Genomic DNA, 26,163 nt, shown 5'->3' with positions numbered 1-26,163 from the left:
AGCACCGTGAAGCCACTGACCGAAGCCGACATCCGATCGTCGTTCGTGAACGCCACCCCCGACGAACTCGAGCAGCTGCCCATCCCCGGCCTGCACGAGACGCTCTGGGACGAACGCGAGTTCCTGGGCTGGCGCGACCCGCAGGCCGCCCGCCGCGGGTACATCGTGTCCTGGATCGACGAGCGCCCGGTGGGCATCGTCGTCCGGTCCGCCGGTGGCTCGCTGCGCCCCGGCATCGCCGCGATGTGCTCGTTCTGCCACTCGCCGCAGCCCGCGACCCAGGTCCGGCTGTTCTCCGCAGCGCGTGCCGGTGAGTCCGGGCGCAACGGCAACACGATCGGCACCTACATCTGCGAAGACCTCGGGTGCCCGATGCTCATCCGGACCGCGCCGCCGCACCTGAACCCGCCCGCGACCATCGCGATGCGTGGCGCCTCCCTGCTGCAGCGCGTGCAGAACTTCACCGCGGACATCACCGGGACGGCGTGAGCCGGTTCGGCACCGCCCGCTGGGCCGTGGTCGAAGAACTCGGCGACGGGCGGTGGCGGCTGACCCTGCGGGACGAGGCCGACGACGAACTCGGCGCGTTCGGCCTGGGCGTCGAGGGGCCGTGGGACCCCGACGTCGAGCCGCACGTCGGGTTCGTGCTCGTGCAGCTCGGGTTGACGGTGCGCGGGGCTCGGCCGTGGCGCATCGACGAGCTCGGCGACCACCGGGCACCCGTGCTCGCGCTCGGCTGAGCGAGGACGCCCGACCGGCGTCCACCCGCGCAGCCGGTCCGCTCGGTCAGTCCGCGGCGACGAAGTTGCGCAGGATCTCGCGGTCGTCGTCGGCGCGCATCGCCCAGGCGAGCTCGCTGCGGTGGTCGCTGCCCTCGAGCGGCAGGAGCGCCACGGTGTCGGGTGCGGCGACCGCGGCACTCTCCGGCACCACCGTGACACCGAGGCCGACCCCGACCAGGTGCAGCACGGTCGCCCAGGTCGTGGCCTCCTGCACGATGACGGGACGGCGACCACCGGCGGTGACCGGTGCGAGGTTGCGCTCGGTCGCCAGGGCCCCCGCGACCGCCGGGAAGAACACGAACGGCTCGTCGACGAGCTCGGTCCCGCGGATGGCCGCACGGCCCGCGAGCCGGTGTCCACGCGGGACCGCCGCGACGAAGGCCTCGGACCGGAACGGCAGCAGCCGCACGGCGGGGTCCGGGTCGGCATCGCGGACGACGGCGAGGTCGAGCTCGCCGCGGACGATCCGGGCGAGCAGGGTCGACGAGTACCCCTCGGTCAGGTCCACCCGGACCAGGGGGTAGCGCTCCCGGAACGCCTGCACGCGTTCGATCGGACCGAGGGGCAGCGCGGAGACGACGAACCCGACGTCGAGCCGACCGATCTCGCCCCGGCCGACCCGCACCGTCTCGTCGAGGTCCCGCCGCACCTGCCCGAGCAGCGATCGCGCGCGGCCCTGCAGCACCCGGCCGGCGGCGGTGAGCGCGACGCTGCGGCTCGTGCGGACGAACAGGTCGACGCCGAGCGCGCGCTCGGTCCGCCGGATCTGCTGGGACAGCGCGGGCTGCGCGATGCGAAGGCGCTCGGCAGCGCGGCCGAAGTGCAGTTCGTCGGCCACTGCTAGGAACGCACGGAGCTGGCGGAGGTCGACGTCCGGTTCCCGATCCATGCAAGGAGCTTATCGATCGAAGCGAACGAGTATTGGACGTGACCTCATCGTGGTCCGAGGATGGAGCCATGCCCGAAGCGACCTCCACCGTCACCATCGCCGACCTCGCCACCCCCGCGGACGCCGAGGCGTTCCGCACCCTCAACGAGGCGTGGATCACGCGGTACTTCACCCTCGAGGACGAGGACCGCGTGTTCCTCACCGATCCCGTCGGTCGCGTCGTGGAGCGCGGCGGGGCCGTCCTGGTCGCCCGGCTCGACGACCAGGTCGTCGGCTGCATCGGCATCGTCCCGACGACGCCCGGGGTCTTCGAGCTCGTGAAGATGGCCGTCTCCCCCGATCACCAGGGGCACGGCACCGGGCGGAAGCTCATCACCGCGGCGCTCGACCGGGCCCGCGAGCTCGGCGCGCACCGCATCGACCTGGAGAGCAACGCACAGCTGGCCAGCGCCGTGCACCTGTACGAGGCGTTCGGCTTCCGGCACCTGCGCGAGGACGAGCTCGTGCCGAGCCCCTACGTCCGTGCCGACGTCCACATGACGCTCGAGCTGCACTGATGTTCAAGCCGCACTGACGTTCGAGCTGCACTGACGTTCGAGCTGCACTGACGGCGGACCGGCCCGCTTCGGTACGCTCACGGCATGGCGACGTACGAGGTGCAGGCGGTCCGCGAGGCCGGCGCGTGGCAGGTGTTCATCGACGGCTTCATGGTGACCGAGGTGTCCCGGTGGCCGTCCGTCGGGTTCGTGGCCCGCGAGCTCCTCGCGATGGACCGCGACGACGACCTGCGCATCCGCGTCGTCGGCCGCAACCAGTACATCGACTGACCCCAGCGCTCACGCGACGTGCCAGACCAGCCCCTCCTGCGCACTGGACGGGTACGCCGAAGCGATCCGGAACACGGCCTCGCGCAGGGTCTCCGGTGAGCACGCCAGGTTGAGCCGGACGAACCCACGCCCCTCCGACCCGAACCCGAGCCCGGAGTTCAGCGCGACGTACGCGTTCTCGCGCAGCGGCACCGCGGGATCGTCGCCGAGGCCGATGCCGCGGAAGTCGAGCCACGCCAGGTACCCGGCGCGCGGCCGGGTGTAGACGACCCCGGGCAGGTGCTCGGCGAGGAGCTTGGCGAGCAGCCGGTCGTTCGCCACGATGCGCGCCACGACGTCGTCGAGCCAGTCCGTCGCCAGGGTGAACGCCGCCAGGTTCGCGTGCAGCCCGAGGATGCTCGTGCGGCAGGCGACCTCCTCCCACAGGGTGTCGAGCAGGTCCGCGGTCCGGGGATCGCCGGCGACGATGACCGAGCACTTCACACCGGCGAGGTTCCACCCCTTGCTCGCCGAGGTCACGCACACGCTGCGGGCACCGAGCGGCTCGGCGACGGCAGCGAACGGGGTGAACCGCACGCCGGGGTGGGTCAGGGGCGCGTGGATCTCGTCGCTGATGACGAGGACGTCGTACTTCGCCGCGAGCTCGGCGACCGCGACCAGGTCGGCGCGGTCGTGCACCAGGCCGACGGGGTTGTGCGGGTTGCAGAGCAGGAAGACGCCGACCCCGCTGGCGAACGCCCGCTCGAGCCCGTCGAGGTCGAGCCGGTACTGCCCCCACTGCTCGAGCAGCGGGACTTCCTCGACCTGACATCGGGCCTCTTCGACGAGCTCGAAGAACGGCGGGTACACGGGCGGTGTGATCGCGACGCGGCCGCCGTCGGGCAGCGCGAGCCGGAGCGACTCGACGATCCCGACACTGACGTCGGTGGCCAGGTGGATCCGCGACGGGTCGATGTTCCAGCCCCACCGGTCCAGCGCGAACTGCGCGAACGCGGGAGCGAGCGGCCCGGGGCCGTCGAGGTACCCGAGGTCCGACTGCGAGACCCGTTCGATCAGGGCCTGCCGGATCGCCGGCGCGACGTCGTGGTCCATCTCGGCGACGAACAGGGGCAGCACGTCGGGCGCGTACCGCGTCCACTTGATGCTCGTCCGGACCCCGCGGAGCGTGCCGACCGGGTCCTCCTCGTCGCTCGCCATGCGATCCAGCATGCACCGACCGGGAGGCCCGGCGCGAGCCCGCCCGTCATCCTGCGTCGTCTACCGCACACCCTGGGACGCAGGGCGTCGCCCCGCATACTGTCGGTCCCATGAGCACGAACACCGCCGACAAGGCCGTCACCCTCAAGCAGCTGCACGAAGCCCCCGAGATCCTGCGCGTCGTGAACGTGTGGGACGCGATCACCGCGAAGGTCGTCAGCGACCTGCCCGGCACGAAGGCGATCGCCACCGCCGGCCACTCGATCGCCGCGTCGTACGGGTACGAGGACGGCGGGATGCCCCTCGACCTCGCCCTGTCCGGGGCAGCGATCGTCGCCGCCGCCACGGACCTGCCGGTCACCGCCGACCTGGACGACGGCTACGAGGACCCCGCCGAGACCATCCGGCGCGCCATCGGTTCCGGCATCGTGGGCGCGAACGTCGAGGACCGCCTGCGCCCCTTCGACGAGGCCGTCGCCCGCGTCGCGGCGATCACTGCCGCTGCCCAGGCCGAGGGCGTCGACTTCCAGCTGAACGCCCGCACCGACGCGATCGCCCGCGGCGGCGAGCGCCCGATCGACGAGAGCATCGAGGACGCGATCGCGCGTGGCACGGCGTTCCTGGACAACGGCGCCGCACTCGTCTTCGTGCCCGGCGCGATCGAGCGTTCCGTGGTCGAGCGGCTCGTCGCCGGTCTGGGCCGCGGCAAGCTCTCGGTCATCGGTCTGCCCGGCGCCCTGCCCGCTGCCGAGTACGAGGCGCTCGGCGTCGCCCGCATCTCCTACGGTCCGCTCACGCAGCGCGTCGCGCTGCGCGCGCTCCGCGACCTGGCGACCGACCTGTACGCCGACGGCGTCGTGCCGGAGGACACCCCGACCCTGAACTGACGAAGCAGACGGACAGGAGGCCCGTGGCGGTGTCGCCACGGGCCTCCCGTCCGTCCTGTGGTCGCGATCGCAACCCGCTCAGCTCAGCCGAGCGCCGGGTACAGCGCGGGCGTGGTTCGCGCCTTCGTCTCCTGCTCGAAGGCGTAGCCGAGGCCGATGACCGTGCTCTCGTCGAACGAGCGGCCGAGGAACTCCAGGTTCACGCCGGCACCGGTGATGGTGTTGTCGGCAGCGATCGCCTGACCCATCGGGACGGTGACCGCCGGCATGCCGGTGTTGGGGCTGAGGCGCATGTTCGTCGACTGCGTGCCGTACGGCGTGCCCGACGGGTAGACGAGCGCGTCGAGGTCCTGGTCGTCGAGCATCTGCGTCACGAGCTGCTTGCCGGTGGCGAGCTGCGTCGTGTGCGACCCCGTCGGTCCGGCCCACGCCTGGTACTGCGCGTCGGTGATCAGGTCGCGCGACTGGTAGGTGCTCTTGCGGCTCGGCACGTACTCACCCGAGGCCAGGATGCCCTGCAGGGAACGCGCGGTGACGTCGGGGTCGAGGTGCTTCGCGACGTACTCGTCCAGGTCGTGCTTGAACTCGTTCGTGCTGCCGCTGCCCTCGGACAGGACCCGGTTGAAGGCCGTCGTCGCGGTGATCGGGACGACGGTGGCACCGGCGGCCTCGAGCTTCGCGACGGAGGCGTCGAACAGGCGCTTCGTCGTGGCGTTCGTGCCGACCATGCTCGTCACGTAGCCGATGCGGGCGCCCTGCAGGGAGTCGGCGTCGAGCGACGACGTGTACGACGTCGGCACCTTGCCGGCCTGCGCACTCGTCGCCGGGTCCGCCGCGTCCACGCCGGTGACGGCGTCGAGCGCGACCGCGGCGTCGGTCACCGAGCGGGTGATCGGGCCGCCGGTGTCCTGCGACAGCGCGAGCGGGATGATCCCGTCACGGCTGGTCAGGCCGACCGTGGGCCGGATGCCGACGAGCTGGTTGTACGTCGACGGCACACGGATCGAACCGCCGGTGTCGGTGCCGAAGCCGATGCCCGCGAGGTTCGCGGAGATCGCCGCACCGGTGCCGCCGCTCGAGCCGCCGGCCGTCTGCGCCGTGTTGTACGGGCTGGCGACCAGGAGCGACGAGCCGGCGGGCTGGTTCGACGAGAACTCCGAGACGAAGCCGTAGGCGAACTCGTCGAGGCTGGCCTTCGCCAGGATCACGGCGCCGGAGTCGCGCAGACCGGTGACCATGGCCGCGTCGGTGTCGGTCTGGTTGTCGTCCCAGCAGCCGCAGCCACCGGTGGTCGGCATGTCCTTCGTGTCGTAGTTGTCCTTCACCGCGATCGGCACGCCGAGCAGCATGCTCGTCATCCCGTGCTCGGCGCGCTCGGCGTCCGCGGACTTCGCGGCGGCCAGGGCGTCGGCGTTGGTGGTGACGATCGAGTTGAGCGCGCGCCCGGTCGACGCGGTGTCGACCTTGGTACGGTCGTACGCGGCGATGCGGTCGAGGTACTCCTGCGTGATCGCGACCGAGGTCGTGACGCCGGCGTTCATCGCGGCCTGCATGTCGATGGTGGACGCCTCGACGAGCTGGAACGGGCCGTCGTCGTAGATCATCCGCTGGGACAACCCGGCCAGGTCGGCGACGCTGATGGTGCCGTCGGCGTCGGTGTCCGCGGCGCTGACCGTCGCCCAGTCGGTGCTCGCGGTCGTCGCACCGAGGTGGTCGGTGAGCACGGCGAGGTCGGCCTTCGTCACCTGGTCGTCGCCGGTCAGGTCGAGGTCCGTGTAGTACGGCGCGAGCATGGCGGCGGGGCTGGCGTCGACGGCCGCGGGTGCTGCGGCGGCGGTGATCGCGGGGGTCGCGGCGAGGACGGTGCCGACGAGGGCGATGAGCGAGGCGCCGGCGACGGCGGTGCGCTTCCGGGCGTGCTTCGTGATGGCGTCCGGCTTGATGGCGGTCATTCTGCTGCTCCGGTGCGCTCGCGGCGGGCGCGGCGCGCCCGCAGGGTGATCAGGGTCCCGCCGGCGGCGAGGAGGGCCAGGGACGCGGCGATCCACGGCGCGACGTCGGCGCCGGTCCAGGCGAGGTCGCCGCCGGTCGGACGGTCGTCCCCTCCGGCTGCCGCCACGGCGGTGGCGCCGCTGGTCGGGTCGGTGCCCGGTGCCGTCGGGTCGCCGGGGGCGGTGGGGGTACCCGTGCCGCTGCCGGCGCCGGGCTGCGTGGTCGCGCCCGGGGTCGGTGTGGCCGTCGGGGCGGTGGTCACGGCCGCCGCGACGACGACGGTGGTGCTCGCCGGGTCGTCGAGGGTGGTCGACGTGCCGTCGGAGCCGACGAGGGTGATGCTCGTGACGTCGAGGTCGACACTGGCGACCGCAGTCGGGGTCAGCGAGATCGAGGTGGCCAGGTCGCCGTCGAACGCCGGCGAGGTACCGAGGCGGGTGTGCACGATCGTCAGGGCGTCGCCGTCCTGCTCGACGCTGTCGAACCCGCCGTCCGGGCCGGTGACGCTGTCGTCCCGGTACTGCACCGAGTCGGCTTCGAGCGTGATCTCGTACGCGTAGACGTCGGCGGTGTCGGGGATCGTCAGGTCGACGTCGAACGCCGTGCCGACGGTCGCGGTGGCCGGGGCGTCGATGGTGGCGGTGGTCGCGGTGGGCGCCGCCTGGGCCGGAGCGGCCGTCAGGACGGCGAGGCCGAACGCCCCGGCGGCGACGAGCGTCGAGGAGACGATCGTCGCGCGGGGGCGCAGCCGTGATCGGTGCTGCATGGGCGCAGTTCCTTCGGGTGGGGTGGAGGGGTACTGAGCGGGTACTCAGTGAACCGAAAGCTAACGGGGCGCTGTTTCCGGTTCTGGCCCGGCACGTTTCCGCCCCGTTACGGCTCGTTCCTGCCGCTACTGTCGTGCCATGTCGGTCGACGTCGCAGCCCTGCTCACCCCGCCCTCGCCCGTCGCTGCGCGCGCCCTGGACGTCGTGCGGGCGTGGTCGTCACCGGCTCTCGTCAACCACTGCCGAAGGTCGTGGGCGTGGGCGGTCCTGCTCGCCCCGACGGTCGACCTCGAACCCGACCCCGAGCTGCTCTTCGTCGCGACGATGCTCCACGACCTCGGCGTGACCCCGTCGTTCGACGCCCACCGGGTGCCCTTCGAGGACGCCGGCGGCGCGGTCGGTTCGGTCTTCGCGCTCGGAGCCGGGTGGGACGCCGTGCGAGCCCGTCGGGTCGGGGAGATCATCGAGCGGCACATGTGGCGGTCCGTCGACCCGGAGCTCGACGCCGAGGGGCACCTGCTCGAGGTCGCGACCTCGCTCGACGTCTCCGGAGTGGGCTTCGACAGGTGGTCGGCGGACGACCTGCGGGCCGTCACGGCCGCGCTGCCCCGCCTGGACTTCTCGGCGACCTTCGACGGGCTGATCCACGACCAGGCTGACCGCAAGCCGTCGTCCGCGGCCGCTCGCCTGGACGGGTCTGGCAACGTCGGCGCTGGCGGGGACCGCTGGGCGGCGTTCCTGGTCTCGTGACGGGCCCGGTCCGCTGGACTTCCTCGCATGGTGTGCGTATAGTGTTCTTTTGGTGCACTGCAGCGAACCCATCTGACTCGCGCACACCACCCTCTCGACACCGACTCACCCGAGTCGCATTCCACTCGAGACACCGCTCGATCCGAACGGACGAGCTGCACGTTGAAACTCGACGTGCGCGCCCGCACTCGATGCGTCGCGCTGGACTGAGACGTCCGCCGACACCGAGTCGCCCTGGCGCCGAATGACCAGGAAGTACAGCACCATGACCAGCAACGAACGAATCACCGTGTTCGGGACCGCACTCGCGGCCCCGACGATCACCCCCGACCGCATCGCCGAGTTCCCGGTGCGCGACGACCGCTCGCAGCGCGAGTACCTCGTCCGCATCGCGGCCGACGACCTGCAGACCTTCGTCACCCGCGGCACCCGTCTGGACGCCGTCGGCGAGGCCGGCTGGACCGTCCCAGGCCGCTCCTGGGCGGGCGAGGCCAGCCGCACCCTGCTGCAGGCGCAGTCCGTGCGGGCGGGCGAGATGGCCCTCGCGGCCTAGGTCACACCAGCACCACCACGAAGCGCCGCCGAGTCCGCTCGGCGGCGCTTCGTGGTTCCCGGGGCAGCCCCGGTGCGACGCGTCAGTACTCGCCCCTGATCACGAAGAACGAGCCGCGGATCGTGCCCGCGAGCTTCGACCGCTGCCGGGCGAACTTGAACTTGTCCGCGAGTTCCTCCGGCACTTCCATACCGTCGGAGAGCTTGAACCCGACCGCACGCTTGCCGCCCGGTTCGAGCGTGTAGAGCACGTTGATCGCCAGGCCGGACTCGTAGAAGACGTAGGTCCAGCGGACGCCGTCGACCACTGCTTCGGTGGCCTCGAGCGGCGGGGACGCGATCACGAGCCCCCGCTCCTCCACGAGCACGCGGGCGACGTACTCGACCAGCTCGGGAGCCTCGACGGCAGGACGTGTGGTGAGGTCGTGGTCGTACTTGTTCTTGAAGTAACGGGCCTCGTTCGCACGGAGGCCGGCGAGCGCATCCACCACCGGCGAAGTCTCGAGCCCCACAGTGGAGACGTTCACGAAGTCGACGACGTACGGCATGGGGCCTCCTCGGCACTGGACGAGCTGAATCTAGTCCCCCATGCCACTTCATCAGCAAGGGCGAGTCCCTTATAGTCGGGAGCTATAGGGGAGGTCGCCATGCGGGTCGAACGTGCTGCGGAGCTGATCCGCGCTGCCCGCGAGGACCTCGGTCTCTCGCAGACCGGTCTCGCTGCCGCCGCAGGCATGCAGCAGCCCACCATCTCGGCGTACGAGAGCGGGCGAAAGCAGCCGCGCCCGGAGTCGCTCCGGCGGATCCTCGAAGCGGCCCACACCCGCCCGAGCATCCCCCTCGCGATCTACGCCGACGCGATCCTCGACGAGGCGAAGCGCTTCCACCTCGACGACGTCCGCGTCTTCGGCTCCGCTGTTCGCGGTCAGGACACCGAACACAGTGACATCGACCTGTTGGTCCACCTGACCCCCACGGCATCGCTGTTCGATCTCGGTGGGTTCGCGCACGAGGTCGAGCGCATCACCGGTTTCGAGGTCGACGTCCTCACCGACGACCTCGAGGACGACGAGCACTTCGCCCACGTCCTCGACGAAGCCGTGCCGCTGTGATGCCGGCTCCCCGGTTCACGCCTCGACCCCGCAACGACCGTGACCCTTCTGCCCTCGAGGAGCGGTGGCCGTCGCTCCAAGCCAGCTTCCTCGACCTGCTCGCCGAGTGCGCCATGATCGTCGAGCACGGGCGGAACGAGTTCGACGCGGCCCGCAGCCTCACCTACCGAGCAGCCGAAGCGGTCATCATCCACTTCGACGACCTGCTCGGTCGCATTCCCCCGGACCGGGAGGCACGACTTCCGTCCGACCTGTCACTCACGGCGGTCCGGAAGACCCGCAACATCCTGTCCCACGACTACCGGAAGGCGCGGAAGGAGATCGTCTGGGACGCGATCGAGCACCGCATCCCGGCGGTCATCCTCGCGCTCGTCGACTGATCATGCCCGGCCCGATGCCGACTCCATCGGTCGGCTTCACTCGTACCCGTCGAAGCGGTAGCTGATCTGTGGGTCGTACAGCGGCAAACCCAGGTCGACCACCGCCGAGATGACGACGTTCCACTGCTCCGGCTCCATGCCGTAGCAGGTCGTGGTCACCATCTGCGGGCTGTAGCTCACGTCGACCGCGCCGCGGTCCCCCGGCCCGGCGAGCATCGTCTGGTCTGCACCGTCAGCGCGGGTCCTCTCGATGGCCCAGTCCGGGAAGGCGGCGATGAGCGCAGCCTCGACGGCCTCGTGGTCGAGGGCCTCGAGTTCGGGGACGTGCTCACCCTCCACCAGGCGCTCGTACACCTGCGCGGAATCGAGTCGCTTGATCGTGCGCCAGAAGGCGAACTGTTGACTCATGCGTCCCCCGGCCTAGTTGTTGAAGCGGAACTCCACCACGTCGCCGTCCTGCATGACGTAGTCCTTGCCCTCGATGCGGGCCTTGCCGGCAGCGCGGGCCTCGGCGATGGAGCCGGTCTCGACCAGGTCGTCGAACGAGATGACCTCGGCCTTGATGAAGCCCTTCTCGAAGTCGGTGTGGATGACACCGGCAGCCTGGGGAGCCTTCCACCCCTTGCCGATCGTCCACGCTCGGGCTTCCTTCGGACCGGCCGTCAGGTAGGTCTGCAGCCCGAGGGTGTCGAACCCGATGCGGGCGAGCTGGTCGAGGCCGGACTCGGTCTGCCCGGTCGACTCGAGCAGTTCGGCGGCGTCGGCCGGGTCGAGGTCGATGAGTTCCGACTCGACCTGGGCGTCGAGGAACACGGCCTTCGCCGGCGCGACGAGCGCCGCCAGCTCGGCCTTGCGGGACTCGTCGGTCAGGATCGCCTCGTCCACGTTGAAGACGAAGATGAACGGCTTGGCCGTCAGGAGCCCGAGTTCAGCGATCGGCGTGAGGTCGATCGACGTTGCGGACAGCAGCGTGCCCTGCTCGAGCGCGGCACGGGCCTCGCGAGCGGTCTCGAGCACGATCGGCTCGGCCTGCTTCAGCTTCAGCATCTTCTCGTACCGCGGGAGCGCCTTGTCGATGGTCTCCATGTCGGCGAGGATCAGCTCGGTGTTGATGACCTCGAGGTCGTCCTTCGGGGAGACCTTGTTCGCGACGTGCACGACGTCGTCGTCGGTGAAGCCGCGGACGACCTGCGCGATGGCGTCGGCCTCACGGATGTTGGCAAGGAACTTGTTGCCCAGGCCTTCGCCCTCGCTCGCACCCTTGACGATGCCCGCGATGTCGACGAACGACACCGGCGCCGGCACGGTCTTCTCGGAGTGGAACAGCTCGGCGAGCTGGTCGAGTCGCGGGTCCGGCAGGTTCACCACGCCGACGTTCGGTTCGATCGTCGCGAACGGGTAGTTCGCGGCGAGGACCTGGTTCTTGGTGAGGGCGTTGAACAGGGTCGATTTGCCGACGTTCGGGAGACCGACGATTCCGATGGTGAGAGCCACGGAAGCACAGCCTACCGGCGGCGACCTGCCGGGGCCGACCCGGGCCTCCAGTCCGTCCGTCAGAACAGGGGACGCGACCCGCCCAGTGTGGCCAGCCACAGGATCGCGACGAGGAGGCCGTGGGCCGATCCGGTGACCGCGACCGCGACGGCGGCGCCGGCCGCGACGAGCGCGGCGGCCAGGCCGACGGCACGCCGCGTCGTGTGCGGCGCTGCGTCGACGCGCTCCGCCTGCGCCAGCAGCTCGTCCATGTCGTGCGGTTCCCCCATGCGTCGACAGTAGCCACACGCAACGCCGACGGGAACGGAGGGCGATGTCGGAACCCCGTGCGACGATCGGGACCGTGCCGTTGAACTTCACCGCGATCGACTTCGAGACCGCCAACAGCTCGCCCGCCAGCGCCTGCTCCGTCGGGCTGGTGAAGGTCCGCGCCGGCCGGGTCGTCGATCGGGCGTCGTGGTTCATCCGCCCGCCGTTCGGGCACGACGCGTTCCTGGAGTGGAACACGCGGATCCACGGCATCGTCGCCGAGGACGTCACGCACGCCAAGACGTGGGAGCAGCAGTACCCCGACCTGGTGGCCTTCGCCGAGGGTGACGTCCTGGTGGCGCACAACGCGCGCTTCGACATGGGCGTCATCGCCGGTGGGTGCTCCGCGACGGGGATCGACCTGGCCGAGCACCACTCGCTGTGTTCCCTGGCCGTGGCCCGCAAGACCTACACGCTCGACTCGTACCGCCTGCCGGTCGCCGCGATGGCCGCCGGGTTCGAGGGGTTCCAGCACCACGACGCCGCTGCCGACGCCGAGGCCTGCGCTGCGATCGTCGTGCACGCCGCCGGGCACCACGGGGTCGAGACGGTCGAGGCGCTCGGCGCGGTGACCCGGGTGGCGATCGCCCCGGTCCGCGCACGTGCCGAGAAGCCGAAGGCCGCGAATCAGCCACGGCTGTCGAACCGGCCGATGGTGTTCGCCGACTGACGCAACGCCCGCTGCGCGCGGCCGGTGTGGCACATCCCCGGTGGTATTGTCACGACAATGCCGTCGGCACCGACGCCGGCATCTCCGCACGTGTGAAGGACCGCGATGACCAACGAAGGCCAGCTGCCGTCCGACCTGTTCATGGACCTGGACCGGTCGGGTCCCATGCCCCTCTACTTCCAGGTCGCCTCGCGCATCGAGGAGTCCATCCGCTCCGGCGCGATGCCACCGGGTGCCCGGCTCGAGAACGAGATCGCCCTCGGTGAGCGCCTCGGCCTGTCGCGGCCGACGATCCGTCGTGCGATCCAGGACCTCGTCGACAAGGGCCTGCTGGTTCGCCGCCGCGGCATCGGGACCCAGGTCGTGCACGGCCCGGTCACCCGCAAGGTCGAGCTGACGAGCCTGTACGACGACCTGGCGCAGGGTGCGCAGGCTCCGGCGACGAAGCTCCTGCAGCGCAACGACGTGCCCGCATCCGACGAGGTCGCTGCGGCGCTCAGCCTCGAACCCGGCACGACCGTCGCGCACATCCGACGGGTGCGGTTCGCCGAGGACGTCCCGATGGCGATCCTCGAGAACTACCTGCCGCCGGAGTTCCTCGACCTGACCGACGACGACCTGCAGGCGCACGGGCTGTACCAGCTGCTGCGCGGCCGCGGCGTCACGATGCGGGTGGCGAAGCAGCGGATCGGGGCCCGTGCGGTCACCGACGAAGAGGCCGGCCTGCTCGAGATCGAGGACGGCGACCCCGTGCTCACGATGAGCCGCACCGCGTACGACGCCTCGGGCCGTGCGGTCGAGTACGGCGTGCACTGCTACCGCCCCGACCGGTACTCGTTCGAGGTCACGCTCGTCGACAAGTAGGCCGTTCGGTCAGGTTCCGTCGCCGGGGCCGCTCGTCGAGGGGTCACAACATGCCGTCGGTCGTGCGCCGAGTGGTCACGAACTGTCGCCCGGGCGTCCGGCAACCGACAGTTTGTGACCACTCGGCGGACCTGAGCGGGGTGTCGTGACCACACTGCGTCCGAGCCCGCCCTCGGTTGCGCCGACCTCAACCGAGCGCGGGTACCCCGAGCTCACCCGTGACGTACTGGGCACGCCCGAAGCCGAACGACCAGTCCTGCGGCCCGTTCTCGACGTAGCCGATGAAGACGTCCTCGGACGCGACACCGATCGCCGCGAGGGCATCGTGGATCGCCCGGTACAGCGCGGCCTTCGCCTCGTCGGTCCGCCCGCGCTGCGTGAACACCTGGATGACGACCACACCCTCGGTGCGCTCGAACCCCAAGCCGGCGTCCTCGGCGATGATCTGCTGCGCCGGGTGCTCGGTGATCACCTGGAACCGGTCACGCACCGGGATCCCGTACACGTCGACGATGGCCTGGTGGATGGCGTCGGCGATGCCACGGACGGCCTCCGGCGTGCGGCCGGTGGCGAGGTCGATACGGACGAGCGGCATGGTGCCTCCTGGTTGCTCAGACTTTGTCCTTACATACTAACAAGCAACCACGGCGACGTGTCTAGAACCTCGGCGTCGGCGCCCCGTACGTCAGGGGTCCGTCGACACGAGCGACATCGTGCCAGGCGCCGTCGACCAGCGAGGCCTCCGCCGCCTCCACGATCGACGCCGCAGCCATCCCGTCGGCGACCGAGGGCGCGAGCTGCTCCCCGCGCTGCACACTCGCGATGAACTGCGCCGCCTCGATCGTCTTCAGGTCGTCGTAGCCCATCGCGGTGCCGGCGCCGGGCTGGAAGCGACCGAATTCGCCGTCCCCGGGGGCGACGGAGTGCGTGGCGTACCCGTCGACCTCCTGCCCGTCCAGGTACACCTTGAGCTCGTTGAGGCGCTGGAAGTCCCACCGGACCGAACCGCGGGTGCCGTAGATCTCGAGCGTGTACTCGGCGTGCGGCCCGCGCATCACCCGACTCGAGTCCATCGTGCCGACCGCACCGTCCTCGAACCGGAACAGCAGCGCGGCGTAGTCCTCGTTCTCGACAGCACCGAGCTCGCCGGTCGCCGCGGCGCTGCGGTCGACGATGCCGGCAGCCGGCCGGGGACGCGACTCGATGAACGTCTCGGCGAGCGCACTGACCGAGGCGATCCGCCCGACCACGTACTGCGCCAGATCGAGCCCGTGCGACAACAGGTCGCCGAGCACACCCGATCCGGCACGCTCGCGCTCGAAGCGCCAAGTCAGCGGTGCCGCCGGGTCGGACGAGTAGTCGGCGAGCAACGATCCACGAACGTTCGTGATGCGTCCGAGCCGCCCGCTGCGGACGAGTTCACGGGCGCGCTCGATCGCCGGGGCGTGCCGGTAGTTGAAGCCGACGCTCGTGATGACGCCGGCCCGCTGCACCGCCTGGTGGATGGAGCGGGAGTCGCTGGCGTACCGCCCCATCGGCTTCTCGATCCAGAACGGCTTGCCCGCCTCGGCCGCGGCGACGGCCATCTCACGGTGCAGGAAGTTCGGCGAACAGATGGACACGACGTCGACCGCCGGGTCGGCGAGGACCTCGTGGTAGTCGGCGACGGCCCGCTCGTACCCGAGCCGGGTCAGCGCCTGGTCGCGTGCCGCCTCGATCGGGTCGGCCGCCACGACGAGCCGCGGCTGGACGCCGAGCTCCGGGAAGTGGTCCGGCAACGCTCGGTAGGCACGCGAGTGCAACCGCCCCATCCAGCCGACCGAGATCAGCCCGACGCCGATGCTGTCCATGGAGAACTCCTTCGTTCAGGTGACGCGCGTTGGAGCGCGACAATGAGCCTAGCCCACGCGGCCGACTTTGTCAGCACATGACGCAACCGTCTGGAGGCCCGGTGCCGGTCGCGGGGACCGGCACCGGGCCTCCAGGCTGATGCGGCAGCGCGCGGGGCGCGACCCGTCGTTGCGACCGCGGATCGCACCGCGCAGCAGATCGCGTCTCAGACCGCGGGGACGAGGATGTCGCGGACCAGGGCGTCGAGCTTCGCGTCGGCGTCCAGGAACTGCCGGAGCGTCGTCACGGTCGCACCGAAGCGATCGAACTCGTCGATCGTCATGCCGTCCACGTCGTAGCCGCGGGCGAACTCCGGCGTCGCGGCCCGGAGCGCCTCGATGACGTGCGCGGGGACCTCGTCGTCGATGGCGTGCGGACGGAACGGGAACGCGTTGTCGTTGATGTCCTTCGTCCACTGGAACGGCGGCGACACCACCAGGTCACCGCCCTGGAACTCCGACCACTGCAGTGCGTTGCGGAACGCGGCGACCAGGACGCGCGAGCGGAACCCACGCTCCTGGAAGACGCGGTAGGCGTTCTTCACCGCGGCGACACCGGCCCACTCGAGGATGCCGGGGTCCACCATCACGTGGTCGCGCTTGACGACGGTCTTCAGCCAGTCGTCGAAGCGGCCGGCCATCAGGGTGACGACGTGGCCGAACTCCTGCTCCGGCAGGCCCTCGGCAGTACGGCGGTCGAGTGCCCGCTCGATGGCCTCGCCCACGGCGACGACCTGCGGCACGGTGAACGACACCGTGGCGTTGATCGAGACGCCGCGGTAGGCGGCTTCCTCGATCGCGGCGATGCCGACCTTGGTGGCGGGGATCTTCACGATGATGTTCGGCGCGAGCTGCGAGAACCGGACGGCCTGCTCGACGAGCGCGTCGGCGTCGCGGTGGAACCTGGGGTCGGTCTGCATGGACAGTCGACCGTTCCGGCCGCCGGACGCCTGGAACGCGGGCAGCAGCTGCGCCGCGGCGGCGATGGAGAGCTCCTCGACGGCCTTCCAGCCGATCCAGGACTCCCCCGCCGTCGGGTGCTCCTCGGCGATCTCGCGGATGCGCGGGACCCAGGTGTCCGGGTCCTGCTGGATGCAGGTGTACGCGATCACCGGGTTGCAGGTCGCACCGACGGCGCCGTACTCGTGGATGGCGGTCGACAGTTCGCGCGGGTCGGCGGAGTCGTTCCACAGGGCGGTCGGGGTCTGCTCCGCGGCCTGCAGGGTGACGGGACGGGAGTCGGCGGCGGTGGACGCCTGCGTCTCGAGGGTGGTGGTCATCGTTGGAGTCCCTTCGTGATCGTGTCGAGCTGGAACCGCGACACCGCGTCGGCGTTCTCGTCCTCGGCGAAGACGCTCGAGACCGCGACGGTGTCCTCGCGCGCCGAGAAACCGACCCGGTCGAGTGCCGCCCAGAAGGCGTCGAAGTCGACGTCCGCCTGGCCGACCGGCAGGTGCTGGTGCACGCGGACCGGGTTGCCGGGCGGATTCGTGATGTACCGCAGGCCGTGCGAGCGACGGTGGTCGTACGCGTCGGCGACGTGGACCAGCTGCAGCGAGTCACCGGCGGCGTCGATGATCTCGTCCATGTTGCCGCCGTAGTGGAACGTGTGGCAGGCGACGTAGACGAAGCCGACGTGCTTCGAGTTCAGGCCGCGGATCACCCGGAGCGCCTCGAGCCCGTCCTCGACGAAGTCGTCGGGGTGGGGGTCGATGAGCACACGGACGCCGGCGTCCTCGATGATCGGCAGCAGTTCCTCCATCGACCGGTAGAACTGGTCCTCGGACTCCTCAGCACGCTCGGGGCGGCCGGAGAACTCCGTGTTGATGGTGTCCACACCGAGGCGCTTCGTGATCTCGATGACCCGCTTCCACTTGCGCACCGCAGCCTGTCGGGCGTCCTCGTCCGGCCCCGACCAGCGCAGCACCGGCAGCACGCTCGCCACCTGGACCCCGGCGTGACGGCAGGCCGCGGCGAACGCGTCGACCAGGTCGTCGTCGGCCTTGGGGTGCCGGTAGAAAGGGATGAAGTCCTTGTGCGGGGTGAGCTGCAGGTACTCGTAGCCGAGCTCCGCCACCTTGCGCGGGAACTCGAGCAGCGACAGGTCGTGGTGGAACGGGGTTGGGTCGAGCGCGATCTTCGGCATCGATCAGGCCCCGGCGAGCGCGGCGGTCTCGTCGCTCGTCGCGTCGCTCGTCTCGTCGTAGAACGACGGCTTGGTGACCGCGTACTCGACCACTTCGTGCGCGCCGGACTGCTGGGCGCGGACCGCGACCTCGGCGACGACGGAGGCCGTGTAGCCATCCCAGGCACTCGGCCCGTCGATGCCGCCGGTCCGGGCAGCGTCGACCCAGCGCTGGACCTCTTCGTCGTAAGCGGCGGCGAAACGCTCCTTGAAGGACGGCGTGACGCCCTGCGAGGTCGCTCCGGCTGCGACGAGCGAGAGCGAGGTGTCGCGGCCGATGGAGGCGACAGCGGACTCGAACACGGCGTCGGTGGTGACCTGGTAGCCGAACTGGGCGTTGACGTTGATCTCGACGATCGCCATGGTGCCCGACTCGGTGGTGAACAGGACGAACTGCGGCTCGGGCAGGTCGGCCGGCGCGAGGGAGTTCTTCCGCGGCTTCTTCACCTCGACGCTCGTGATCGCTTCGCCGGTCAGGAACGGGATGATGTCGATCTCGTGGATCACCGAGTCGTGGATGAGCATCGACTCGCTGAAGTTGGGCGGCGTCGTCGGGTTGCGGTGCGCGTGGTGCAGGGCGAGCAGGGCGCCGTTCGCCCCCGACTCGCGCAGCGCCTTGAGCTCCTGGTACCCGGAGTCGAAGCGGCGCATGAAGCCGACCTGGATCACGGGTCGGGCGGCGTGCTGCTGCTCCAGCTCCACGATGCGCAGGGAGTCCTCGGCGCTGGTCGTCAGCGGCTTCTCGCACAGGACGGTGAGCCCGCGCTCGAGCGCGGTCACCAGGATCGGCTCGTGCAGGAAGCCCGGCGTCGCGATGATGACGGCGTCGATCTCGGTCTGCTCGAGTGCCTCGTCGAAGGACGCGGCGGTGATCGCGCCAGGGGCCAGGGCGGCCGCCGCGGCGGCACGGGTCTGGTCGGGCTCGACGACGGCGACGACGTCGGCGTTCGAGATCTTGGCGGTGATGCGGCGGACGTGGTCGGCGCCCATCATGCCGGCGCCGACGACGGCGACGCGGAGGTTCTGCGTGGTGGTCATGGTGGTGTTCTCCTGGGGTTCGTTGACGCTGCGTGGACGGCGCGTCAGGAGGCGCGGGCGGCCGAGGTCGAGCCGAAGATGTGCTGGAAGGTGCGCTCGGCGATCGGGCCGGGGGCGTCGACGGAGCAGCCGTACATGTCCTGCTCGACGATGCCGAAGACGTCCGGGTTGATCGCGGCGACGGCCTCGATGATCGGGGCGAGCTCCGGGGTGCCGTGCGGCGGCTCGGTCATGATGCCCTGCGACACGGCGGTCGCGAACGGCACGTCGTTCTTGAGCACGTCGAACAGCAGGTCGGTGTCGACCTGCTTGAGGTGCAGGTAGCCGATGCGCTCCGGGTGGGCGGCGATGAGCTTGAGGTTGTCGCCGCCGTAGTAGGCGAAGTGGCCGGTGTCGAGGCAGAGGTTCGTGTACTCGGGGTTCGTGACCTCGAGGAACCGCACGGTCTCCTTGTAGGTGCCGACATGGCTGTCCGCGTGGGTGTGGAACTGCTGGTGGACGCCGTACTCCTCGAGCAGCGCCTTGCCGAGCTGGTCGTGGCCCTTGCCGAGTCGCTCCCACTGCTCGTCGGTGAGTGTGCGCGCCTCGAGCACCTCTTCGGTGGCGTCCGAGCGCCACAGGTCGGGGATCGTCACCAGGTGCTCGGCGCCGAGCTTCGCTGCCAGACCGGCGACCGCGACGGCCTGGTCCCACGCACGCTGGAACTGGTCCTCGCCCTTGTGGAAACCGGTGAAGACCGTGCCCGCCGACAGCTTGAGCCCGCGGGATTCGAGCTCGTCGGACAGCTGCGACGGGTCGGTCGGCAGGTACCCGTACGGGCCGAGCTCGATCCACTCGTACCCGGCGGCGGACGCCTCGTCGAGGAAGCGCTGCCACGGCACCTGCTTCGGGTCGTCCGGGAACCAGACGCCCCACGAGTCCGGGGCGGTTCCGATACGGATCGAGGCGGGCGCCGCGTCGGTGGCGGGGCTGCCGATGGGGGTGGCGGTGTCGGTCATGACGTCGCTGTCGCTTTCTGTCTCGTGAACGGTTCAGCCGAGCAGCGGACGCTGCGTGGCGACCTGCTGCTCGTACTCGGCTCGGGCGGCCTGGGTGCTGGGGAGGGTGGAGGTCTGCGCGACCGGCACGTCCCACCAGCCGTCGCCCTCGGGGGCGTAGACCAGCGGATCGGAGTTGATGTGCACCAGGGTGGTGTGGTCGTTCGCCTTCGCCTGACGCAGCGCGGCCTTCAGGTCCTCGATGCTGTTCGGACCGGGCTGCACCTCGATGACGTCGACGCCGTACGAGCGGGCGTTGGCGGCGAGGTCGACGGGCAGGGGCTCGCCGTTCTCGAACGACTCGGTCTCGTCGAGGTAGCGGTACTTCGTGCCGAAGCGCTCGGAGCCGACGGTCTCGGACAGGTGCCCGATCGACGCGTACCCGTGGTTCTGGATGAGCACGACGATGATCTTGATCCCCTCGGCCACGGCGGTGACGAGCTCGGTGTGCAGCATGAGGTAGCTGCCGTCACCGACCATCACGATCGCGTCGCGGTCCGGAGCTCCGCGTCGGACGCCGATGCCGCCGGCGATCTCGTAGCCCATGCACGAGAACGCGTACTCCACGTGGTACCCGAGTTCGTCCCGGACCCGCCAGAGCTTGTGCAGGTCGCCGGGCAGCGAGCCCGCCGCCTGGATCACGACGTCGCGCGGGTCGGACACCGACTGCACGGCGCCGATGATCTCGGGCTGACCGGGCAGATCCGCGCCGGACGGCGCGAACGCGCCGTCGACGGCGGCGTCCCACGCCGCCTTCAGCGAGGCGATCTCGGACGCGTAGCCGGGCTCGACGACGTACGCCGTGTCCGACGTGAGCGACTCGGCCAGGGCGACCAGGGCTTCCCGGGCGTCCGCGATCAGCGGCAGCTGCGAACCGTGCTTGTAGGCGTCGAACGCGGCCACGTTGACGTTGACGAACGTGACGTCGGGGTTCTGGAACGCCGTGCGCGACGCCGTGGTGAAGTCGCTGTAGCGGGTGCCGATCCCGATGACGACGTCGGCCTGGGCGGCGATCGCGTTGGCGGCCGCGGTGCCGGTCGCACCGATCCCACCGAGGTACTGCGGGTGGTCCCAGACCAGGGAACCGCCACCGGCCTGCGACGTGCCGACCGGGATCCCGGTGGCCTCGACGAAGGCGCGGAGTTCGTCGGCGGCGTCGGAGTACAGCACCCCGCCGCCGGCAACGATGACCGGACGCTTGCCGGCACGGATCGCGGCCACCGCACGCTCGAGCGGACCGCGCTCGGGCAGCGGACGGCGGATGTGCCACTCGCGCGGCTGCAGGAACGCGACGGGCACGTCGAACTCCTCGGCCTGGACGTCCTCGGGCAGGGCGATCGTCACCGCACCGGTCTCGGCCGGGTCGGTCAGGACCCGCATCGCGGCGAGGGCGATCGAGAAGAGCTGCTCCGGACGCTCCACGCGGTCGAAGTAGCGCGACAGCGGCCGGAAGGCATCGGTGACCTGCAACGACGTGTCGTGCGGCAGCTCGATCTGCTGGAGCACCGGGTCGGTGGTGCGCGTGGCGAAGGTGTCCGACGGCAGCAGCAGCGCCGGCAGCCGGTTCGTCGTGGCCAGCGCCGCGGCGGTCAGCATGTTGGCGGCACCCGGGCCCACCGATGCCGTTGACGCGTAGGTCGCACGGCGGCGGTGCATGCGGGCGAAGCCGACGGCCTCGTGCACCATGGCTTGCTCGTTGCGGGCCTGGTGGTACGGCAGCAACCCGGGCTGCTCGACGTGGAGCTGTTTGATCGCCTGACCGACCCCGGCGACGTTGCCGTGCCCGAAGATGCCGAAGATCCCCGGGATGGTGCGTTCGCGGACGTCGCCGTCGACGGTCCACTGGTTGGCCAGGAACTCGACGAGTGCCTGGCCGACGGTCATCTTCCGCGTGGTGGTGGTCACGCCTGCTTCCTTTCGTAGGGCAGTCGTGGGTCGATCGATTCCGACGCCCACGCCTGCCGGACCCACCCGTGGGCCGGGTCGTCGGTGATGTTCCAGACGCGCTCCGGGTCCGGCCCGGCCATCACGTTGAGGTAGTACATGTCGTAGCCCGGAGCGGCGACCGCCGGGCCGTGCCAGCCGTACGGCACCAGGGCGATGTCACCGGTCCGGACCTGCCGGAACTCGTCGATGACACGGTCGTCCGAGGCGTACGTGCGGTGCAGGGCGAACGGGTCGGAGGCCTCGGGAGCGATCGACTCGAGCCCGCGGGACACCGCTGCCTCGTAGTAGTAGATCTCCTCGAGGTTGGACTCCGACCCGGGCACGTTCGTGTCGTGCTTGTGCGGCGGGTACGACGACCAGTTGCCAGCCGGCGTGATGACCTCGCACACGATGAACTTGACGGCGTCGAGCGCGGCCGGCGTGCCGAAGTTGTGCACCTGACGACTCGACTGCCCAGCGCCGCGGAGCTCCACCGGCACGTCCGGCCGGGCCACGTAGGTGGTCGGCTCGACGGTGTCGGTGGGGGCTTCCGCGACGGCGAACCGCCCGCTGCCGGTGATGGTGGCCGCGGACCCCGAGCCCAGGTACAGGACGTCGGTGGGGCCGTCGAAGACGCTCCCACGCCCCTGCAGGGCCTGCTCGCCGTCGCCGGCATCGCCCGAGTGGGCCACGTGGAACGACCCGGCGAGCGGCACGATGATGCGTTCCACGGCGTCGGCCGGGAGGCGCAACTCGCCCCCGTCGGTCAGCGCGCCGGTCCGGAGCCCGGTGTGCGCCCACCCCTCGATGCGACCGTCGACCACGTCGGTCCAGCCTGCCTCGGGCCGGGAGCCCGCCGGGATGAACCACTGGTCGTGCTGGTGCTGTTCGTTCGCCATGCTGCGGGTCAGTTGTTCGACGGGAAGCCGAGGTTGATGCCGCCGTGCGACGGGTCGAGCCACCGGCTCGTGATCGCCTTCTGACGGGTGAAGAAGCTCACGCCGTCGGCACCGTAGGCCTTGTGGTCACCGAACAGCGAGTTCTTCCAGCCGCCGAACGAGTAGTAGGCGACCGGCACCGGGATCGGGACGTTGATGCCGATCATGCCGACCTGCACGTCGCGCTGGAACCGCCGGGCGGCGCCACCGTCGTTCGTGAAGATGGCCGTGCCGTTGCCGTACGCGCCGGAGTTGATGAGCTCGAGGCCCTCTTGGTAGGTGGCGACCCGCACGACGCTCAGCACCGGACCGAAGATCTCCTCGGTGTAGACGCGGCTGGTGGTGGGCACCTGGTCGATCAGCGTCGGGCCCAACCAGAAGCCGTTCTCGTCGCCGTCGGGTCGGACGGTGCGGCCGTCCACCACAACCACCGCACCGTCCTGCTCTGCGACCTCGATGTACGAGGCGACCTTGTCACGGTGCTGCTTCGTGACGAGCGGCCCCATGTCGCACCCGCGACGACCGTCGCCGATGCGCAGGGTCGCCGCGCGGTCCTTGATCTTCTGGATGAGCTCGTCCGCCACCGGCTCGACGGCGACGACGACCGAGATCGCCATGCAGCGTTCGCCGGCCGAACCGAAGCCGGCGTTGATCGCGTTGTCGGCGACCAGGTCGAGGTCGGCGTCGGGCAGGACCAGCATGTGGTTCTTCGCACCGCCGAGGGCCTGCACGCGCTTGCCGTGCTTCGTGCCGGTCTCGTACACGTACTGCGCGATGGGCGTGGAGCCGACGAACGAGATCGACTCGACGTCGTCGCTGGTGAGCAGACCGTCGACGGACAGCTTGTCGCCGTTGAGCACGTTGAAGACGCCGTCGGGCAGCCCGGCCTCCTTGAACTTCTCGGCGAGCCAGATGGCGGCCGACGGGTCCTTCTCGCTCGGCTTCAGCACGACGGTGTTGCCCGCGGCGATCGCGATCGGCAGGAACCAGAGCGGCACCATCGCCGGGAAGTTGAACGGGCTGATGATGCCCACCACGCCGAGCGGCTGGCGGATCGAGTAGACGTCGATGCCGGTCGAGACCTGGTCGGAGAACTCGCCCTTCATCAGGCTCGGGATGTTCGTGGCGAGTTCCACGACCTCTTGCCCACGGGCGATCTCCCCCAGGGCGTCGTCGATGACCTTGCCGTGCTCGCTCGTGATGATCTCGGCCAGCTCGGCCTTGTCGCGGTTCAGGATCTCGCGGAACGAGAACAGGATCTGCTGGCGCTTGGCCAGCGACAGGTTGCTCCACGCCGGGAACGCCGCCTTGGCGCTGCCGATGGCCGCCTGGATCTCGGACTCGTCGGCCAGGGCGACCTGCTTCGTCGCGACGCCGAGCGCCGGGTCGTACACGGGGGCGGTGTTGCCCGACGCGGATTCGACGCGCCTGCCGTCGATCCAGTGCCCGACCGTGGTGGTGGTCGTGTCGGTGAGCGTCATGCGTTGCTTCCTTCCGAGATGGACGAGTCCATGGTGGTGGCGCCCGCGAGCCGAGCGGCTGGGTCGTGGGCATCTGTGGAGAACCCGCCCCGGGCCTCCTGGCTGTGGACGAGACCGGCGGCCACGTCCACGGCGGCGGCGACGTCGCCGTCCGAGGGGTAGAGCAGGGTGCGTCCGACGACCAGGCCGCGGACGCCGGGAAGCGCCAGGGCGTCAGCCCACTTGGCGTACGTCTCCAGCGGGCGCGAAGCCGGGTCGCCGCCGAGCAGCAGCGTCGGCAGCGTCGTCGCCGCCATCACGCGCTCCATGTCGTCGACGACGGGGATCTTGAGCCAGCTGTAAGCGCTGGACTCGCCCAGCCCCGCAGCGATCGCCATCGAGGTGATCACGGCATCGGCCGACAGGTCGTTGACGACCCGGCCGTCCCGCCACTCGGACATGAACGGCTCGAGCATGATCGGCAGCTGGAGTGCCGCGGCCTCGCTGACGGCGCGGGCCGTGGCCTCGAGCGTCGGCGCGGTGCCCGAGTCCTCCAGGGCGATGCGCACCAGCAGCTTGGCGAAGTCGAGCCCGGAGTCCTTGATGGCCTGCGCCGAGTACGCCGTGTACCGGTCGTCCATCTCGAACGTGGCGCCGCGGAGTCCACCGCGGTTCATCGACCCGACGACGACCTTGCCGTCGAGGGCGCCGAGCAGCGCGAGGTCCTCGAGGATGTCGGGGGTGCCGAGCACGCCGTCGACCCCCGGCCGGCCGAGGGCCGTGACGAGCCGCTCGAGCAGGTCGTAGCGGTCAGCCATCGCGGACTCGTCGTCGCGCACCGCCAGCGCACCGCGCGCGGGGTGGTCGGCGGCGACGATGAAGAGCTTGCCGTCGTCGGCGAGCAGGGAGCGCTTGCGGCGGGCGTCGAGCGTGGCACGCACCAGGTCGGGCTGGCCGGCACGGATGTCGCGGAGGCGCTGGAAGTCAGCGGGGCTGAGCTCAGGCATGGGTCTTCTCCTCGGTGTTCGTCTCACCAGTGTTCGTCTCACCCGTGTACGTCTCACCCGTGTGATTCGTGCCCTCGGCGGGGTTGTCGGTCAGGAACTGCTCGATCTCGTCGCTCGTCGGCATCGCCGTCGAGCACTCGAACCGCGTCGCGACGATCGCGCCGGCGGCGTTGCAGAACGCCAGGATCCGCTCGAGGCTCCAGCCCTGCAGCAGGCCGTGGGTCAGCGCGCCGCCGAAGCCGTCGCCCGAGCCGAGCCCGTTCACGACGTCGATGTGGTGCGGACGGAACTCGACGAACTCGTCGCGGGTCTTCGCCAGCACGCCCTTCGGCCCCTGCTTGACGATGGCGATCTCGACGCCGCGGTCGAGCAGGGCGTCGGCGGCGCGGACCGGGTCGGTCTCCCCCACCGCCACCTCGCACTCCTCGCGGTTGCCGACGGCGACGGTGGCGTGCTCGAGGGCGATCGCGACCTCGCGCGTCGCAGCCTCGGGGCTCGACCAGAACATCGACCGGTAGTCCAGGTCGAGCACGGTGTGGGTCTTCGTGCTGTTCTGCGCGGCGGACCGGGCTTCGTACGCCACGTGGTGCGCCTGTCGGCTCGGCTCCTCGCTGAGGCCGGTCACCGTGGTCCAGAAGATCTTCGCGCGCTCGATCTCGTGCAGCGGCAGGGACTTCGCCGTGATCATCAGGTCCGGCGCCTTCGGGGCCCGGTAGAAGTAGAGCGGAAAGTCGTCCGGCGGGAAGATCTCGCAGAAGGCGACGGGGGTGTTCAGCCCCTCCACCGTCTCGACGAACGCGTTCGCGACCCCGTACTCGGGCAGCGTGCGGGCGATGTACCGGCCGAAGGGGTCGTTGCCCGTCCGGGTGATGACCGCGGCGTCCGCGCCGTGGCGAGCAGCGGCGATGGCGACGTTCGTGGCGCTGCCGCCGACGGACTTCGAGAAGGTCGAGACGTCCTCGAGCGGGCCGGTCTGCTGCGGGTAGATGTCGACGCTGACGCGTCCCATCGTGATCACGTCGTAGGCGTGGGGAGCGTGGTTCGTCATGCGACGCGGTGGACCTTCCGTGCGGCTTCATCGGCGGACGATCACGACTGTACACCCTGTTTGCCCTAATGTCATGACATGGATTCCGCGGTCCGTCACGTTGGTCCCGCGGCGCTGGTCACGCCGGATCCGCGGGGCGCGCAGGAGTGCCGGGAGGCGCGGT

At 70.4% G+C, this 26,163-nt stretch carries 30 protein-coding genes; 11 read left to right on the top strand and 19 right to left on the bottom strand.

Annotated elements, in window-relative coordinates:
* Positions 1–6: 6 nt before the first annotated feature.
* On the top strand, positions 7–489 hold the full coding sequence (locus Q9R26_RS09670) for an FBP domain-containing protein (protein ID WP_311227157.1): 483 nt from the start codon (positions 7–9) through the stop codon (positions 487–489).
* Positions 486–740, top strand: coding sequence for a hypothetical protein (locus Q9R26_RS09665; protein ID WP_259580672.1), 255 nt, complete (start codon positions 486–488; stop codon positions 738–740). The genes Q9R26_RS09670 and Q9R26_RS09665 overlap by 4 nt, the downstream gene beginning before the upstream one ends.
* Positions 741–786: 46 nt before the next feature.
* Here the strand turns inward: Q9R26_RS09665 and Q9R26_RS09660 are convergent, their stop codons facing one another.
* Positions 787–1,671, bottom strand: a complete 885-nt coding sequence (locus tag Q9R26_RS09660; RefSeq protein ID WP_311227156.1) for a LysR substrate-binding domain-containing protein — start codon at positions 1,669–1,671, stop codon at positions 787–789.
* Positions 1,672–1,739: 68 nt separating this feature from the next.
* Between Q9R26_RS09660 and Q9R26_RS09655 the strand changes: the two genes are divergently transcribed.
* Together Q9R26_RS09655 and Q9R26_RS09650 are read left to right on the top strand one after the other, a co-directional pair.
* The gene (locus Q9R26_RS09655; protein ID WP_182065211.1) at positions 1,740–2,228 is read left to right on the top strand and encodes a GNAT family N-acetyltransferase; all 489 of its coding nucleotides are present in this window, start codon (positions 1,740–1,742) and stop codon (positions 2,226–2,228) included.
* Positions 2,229–2,312: 84 nt separating this feature from the next.
* The gene (locus tag Q9R26_RS09650) at positions 2,313–2,498 is read left to right on the top strand and encodes a hypothetical protein (RefSeq protein WP_110860597.1); all 186 of its coding nucleotides are present in this window, start codon (positions 2,313–2,315) and stop codon (positions 2,496–2,498) included.
* 9 nt (positions 2,499–2,507) lie between these two features.
* Here Q9R26_RS09650 and Q9R26_RS09645 read toward each other — a convergent pair whose 3' ends face one another.
* Positions 2,508–3,695: an aminotransferase class I/II-fold pyridoxal phosphate-dependent enzyme gene (locus Q9R26_RS09645; protein WP_311227155.1), complete on the bottom strand. Its 1,188-nt coding sequence runs from the start codon at positions 3,693–3,695 to the stop codon at positions 2,508–2,510.
* Between the two features lie 110 nt (positions 3,696–3,805).
* On the opposite strand from Q9R26_RS09645, the gene Q9R26_RS09640 reads away from it, so the two are divergent.
* On the top strand, positions 3,806–4,582 hold the full coding sequence (locus tag Q9R26_RS09640; protein ID WP_311227154.1) for an isocitrate lyase/phosphoenolpyruvate mutase family protein: 777 nt from the start codon (positions 3,806–3,808) through the stop codon (positions 4,580–4,582).
* Positions 4,583–4,665: 83 nt separating this feature from the next.
* On the opposite strand, the gene Q9R26_RS09635 is transcribed toward Q9R26_RS09640, so the two are convergent.
* Both Q9R26_RS09635 and Q9R26_RS09630 read right to left on the bottom strand, forming a co-directional pair.
* Entirely contained in the window at positions 4,666–6,534 is a 1,869-nt protein-coding gene (locus tag Q9R26_RS09635; RefSeq protein WP_311227153.1) for an amidase family protein, read from the bottom strand.
* Entirely contained in the window at positions 6,531–7,340 is an 810-nt protein-coding gene (locus Q9R26_RS09630; protein WP_311227152.1) for a hypothetical protein, read from the bottom strand. The genes Q9R26_RS09635 and Q9R26_RS09630 overlap by 4 nt, the downstream gene beginning before the upstream one ends.
* Positions 7,341–7,479: 139 nt before the next feature.
* Between Q9R26_RS09630 and Q9R26_RS09625 the strand changes: the two genes are divergently transcribed.
* Together Q9R26_RS09625 and Q9R26_RS09620 are read left to right on the top strand one after the other, a co-directional pair.
* A complete protein-coding gene (locus tag Q9R26_RS09625) occupies positions 7,480–8,091 on the top strand; it encodes an HD domain-containing protein (protein WP_311227151.1) in 612 nt (203 codons plus the stop codon).
* Positions 8,092–8,356: 265 nt separating this feature from the next.
* The gene (locus Q9R26_RS09620) at positions 8,357–8,644 is read left to right on the top strand and encodes a hypothetical protein (RefSeq protein WP_182065205.1); all 288 of its coding nucleotides are present in this window, start codon (positions 8,357–8,359) and stop codon (positions 8,642–8,644) included.
* A gap of 82 nt (positions 8,645–8,726) precedes the next feature.
* Here the strand turns inward: Q9R26_RS09620 and Q9R26_RS09615 are convergent, their stop codons facing one another.
* Complete coding sequence (locus Q9R26_RS09615; RefSeq protein WP_311227150.1) at positions 8,727–9,191, bottom strand: phage tail protein; 465 nt, start codon at positions 9,189–9,191, stop codon at positions 8,727–8,729.
* A gap of 99 nt (positions 9,192–9,290) precedes the next feature.
* Here Q9R26_RS09615 and Q9R26_RS09610 point away from each other — a divergent pair, with 99 nt between their 5' ends.
* Both Q9R26_RS09610 and Q9R26_RS09605 read left to right on the top strand, forming a co-directional pair.
* Positions 9,291–9,755 carry a helix-turn-helix domain-containing protein gene (locus Q9R26_RS09610; RefSeq protein ID WP_311227149.1) on the top strand — a complete coding sequence of 155 codons (465 nt, stop codon included), beginning with the start codon at positions 9,291–9,293 and terminating at the stop codon, positions 9,753–9,755.
* A complete protein-coding gene (locus Q9R26_RS09605) occupies positions 9,755–10,135 on the top strand; it encodes a HepT-like ribonuclease domain-containing protein (protein WP_311227148.1) in 381 nt (126 codons plus the stop codon). The genes Q9R26_RS09610 and Q9R26_RS09605 overlap by 1 nt, the downstream gene beginning before the upstream one ends.
* A 36-nt stretch (positions 10,136–10,171) precedes the next feature.
* Here the strand turns inward: Q9R26_RS09605 and Q9R26_RS09600 are convergent, their stop codons facing one another.
* Genes Q9R26_RS09600 through Q9R26_RS09590 form a run of 3 tightly spaced genes read right to left on the bottom strand, consistent with a single transcriptional unit; the run spans position 10,172 to position 11,898 of the window.
* A complete protein-coding gene (locus tag Q9R26_RS09600) occupies positions 10,172–10,543 on the bottom strand; it encodes a hypothetical protein (protein ID WP_311227147.1) in 372 nt (123 codons plus the stop codon).
* Between the two features lie 12 nt (positions 10,544–10,555).
* Entirely contained in the window at positions 10,556–11,629 is a 1,074-nt protein-coding gene (gene ychF / locus Q9R26_RS09595; RefSeq protein ID WP_311227146.1) for a redox-regulated ATPase YchF, read from the bottom strand.
* A 59-nt stretch (positions 11,630–11,688) separates the two neighbouring features.
* Positions 11,689–11,898: a hypothetical protein gene (locus Q9R26_RS09590; RefSeq protein ID WP_311227145.1), complete on the bottom strand. Its 210-nt coding sequence runs from the start codon at positions 11,896–11,898 to the stop codon at positions 11,689–11,691.
* Between the two features lie 44 nt (positions 11,899–11,942).
* Here Q9R26_RS09590 and Q9R26_RS09585 point away from each other — a divergent pair, with 44 nt between their 5' ends.
* A complete protein-coding gene (locus Q9R26_RS09585) occupies positions 11,943–12,608 on the top strand; it encodes an exonuclease domain-containing protein (RefSeq protein ID WP_311227144.1) in 666 nt (221 codons plus the stop codon).
* 105 nt (positions 12,609–12,713) lie between these two features.
* Complete coding sequence (locus Q9R26_RS09580; RefSeq protein ID WP_182065196.1) at positions 12,714–13,472, top strand: GntR family transcriptional regulator; 759 nt, start codon at positions 12,714–12,716, stop codon at positions 13,470–13,472.
* Positions 13,473–13,659: 187 nt separating this feature from the next.
* Here Q9R26_RS09580 and Q9R26_RS09575 read toward each other — a convergent pair whose 3' ends face one another.
* From Q9R26_RS09575 to iolC, 11 genes are all read right to left on the bottom strand, one after another.
* A complete protein-coding gene (locus Q9R26_RS09575; RefSeq protein ID WP_182065195.1) occupies positions 13,660–14,067 on the bottom strand; it encodes a tautomerase family protein in 408 nt (135 codons plus the stop codon).
* A 61-nt stretch (positions 14,068–14,128) separates the two neighbouring features.
* On the bottom strand, positions 14,129–15,322 hold the full coding sequence (locus Q9R26_RS09570) for a Gfo/Idh/MocA family oxidoreductase (protein WP_311227143.1): 1,194 nt from the start codon (positions 15,320–15,322) through the stop codon (positions 14,129–14,131).
* A gap of 206 nt (positions 15,323–15,528) precedes the next feature.
* Positions 15,529–16,641 carry a transaldolase family protein gene (locus Q9R26_RS09565; RefSeq protein ID WP_311227142.1) on the bottom strand — a complete coding sequence of 371 codons (1,113 nt, stop codon included), beginning with the start codon at positions 16,639–16,641 and terminating at the stop codon, positions 15,529–15,531.
* The gene (locus Q9R26_RS09560) at positions 16,638–17,507 is read right to left on the bottom strand and encodes a sugar phosphate isomerase/epimerase family protein (protein ID WP_311227141.1); all 870 of its coding nucleotides are present in this window, start codon (positions 17,505–17,507) and stop codon (positions 16,638–16,640) included. Before Q9R26_RS09560 ends, Q9R26_RS09565 begins: the two co-directional genes overlap by 4 nt.
* Positions 17,508–17,510: 3 nt before the next feature.
* A complete protein-coding gene (locus tag Q9R26_RS09555; RefSeq protein WP_182065191.1) occupies positions 17,511–18,584 on the bottom strand; it encodes a Gfo/Idh/MocA family protein in 1,074 nt (357 codons plus the stop codon).
* Between the two features lie 44 nt (positions 18,585–18,628).
* Positions 18,629–19,582, bottom strand: a complete 954-nt coding sequence (locus Q9R26_RS09550; protein WP_017887103.1) for a sugar phosphate isomerase/epimerase — start codon at positions 19,580–19,582, stop codon at positions 18,629–18,631.
* A 33-nt stretch (positions 19,583–19,615) separates the two neighbouring features.
* Entirely contained in the window at positions 19,616–21,505 is a 1,890-nt protein-coding gene (gene iolD, locus Q9R26_RS09545; protein WP_311227341.1) for a 3D-(3,5/4)-trihydroxycyclohexane-1,2-dione acylhydrolase (decyclizing), read from the bottom strand.
* 17 nt (positions 21,506–21,522) lie between these two features.
* The gene (iolB, locus tag Q9R26_RS09540; protein ID WP_311227140.1) at positions 21,523–22,446 is read right to left on the bottom strand and encodes a 5-deoxy-glucuronate isomerase; all 924 of its coding nucleotides are present in this window, start codon (positions 22,444–22,446) and stop codon (positions 21,523–21,525) included.
* Positions 22,447–22,454: 8 nt separating this feature from the next.
* On the bottom strand, positions 22,455–23,966 hold the full coding sequence (locus Q9R26_RS09535) for a CoA-acylating methylmalonate-semialdehyde dehydrogenase (protein WP_182065189.1): 1,512 nt from the start codon (positions 23,964–23,966) through the stop codon (positions 22,455–22,457).
* Positions 23,963–24,952 carry a class I fructose-bisphosphate aldolase gene (locus tag Q9R26_RS09530; RefSeq protein ID WP_035807563.1) on the bottom strand — a complete coding sequence of 330 codons (990 nt, stop codon included), beginning with the start codon at positions 24,950–24,952 and terminating at the stop codon, positions 23,963–23,965. The genes Q9R26_RS09535 and Q9R26_RS09530 overlap by 4 nt, the downstream gene beginning before the upstream one ends.
* Positions 24,945–26,000 (bottom strand): 5-dehydro-2-deoxygluconokinase, encoded by a 1,056-nt coding sequence (gene iolC / locus Q9R26_RS09525; protein ID WP_311227139.1) that lies wholly within the window; start codon positions 25,998–26,000, stop codon positions 24,945–24,947. The genes Q9R26_RS09530 and iolC overlap by 8 nt, the downstream gene beginning before the upstream one ends.
* Between the last annotated feature and the right edge of the window lie 163 nt (positions 26,001–26,163).

The sequence above is a fragment of the Curtobacterium sp. BRB10 genome (assembly GCF_031844325.1).
Taxonomy (GTDB): Bacteria; Actinomycetota; Actinomycetes; order Actinomycetales; family Microbacteriaceae; genus Curtobacterium; species Curtobacterium poinsettiae_A.
The sequence above is the reverse complement of the archived record's forward strand: the minus strand, read 5'-3'. Positions and strand labels throughout refer to the sequence as shown.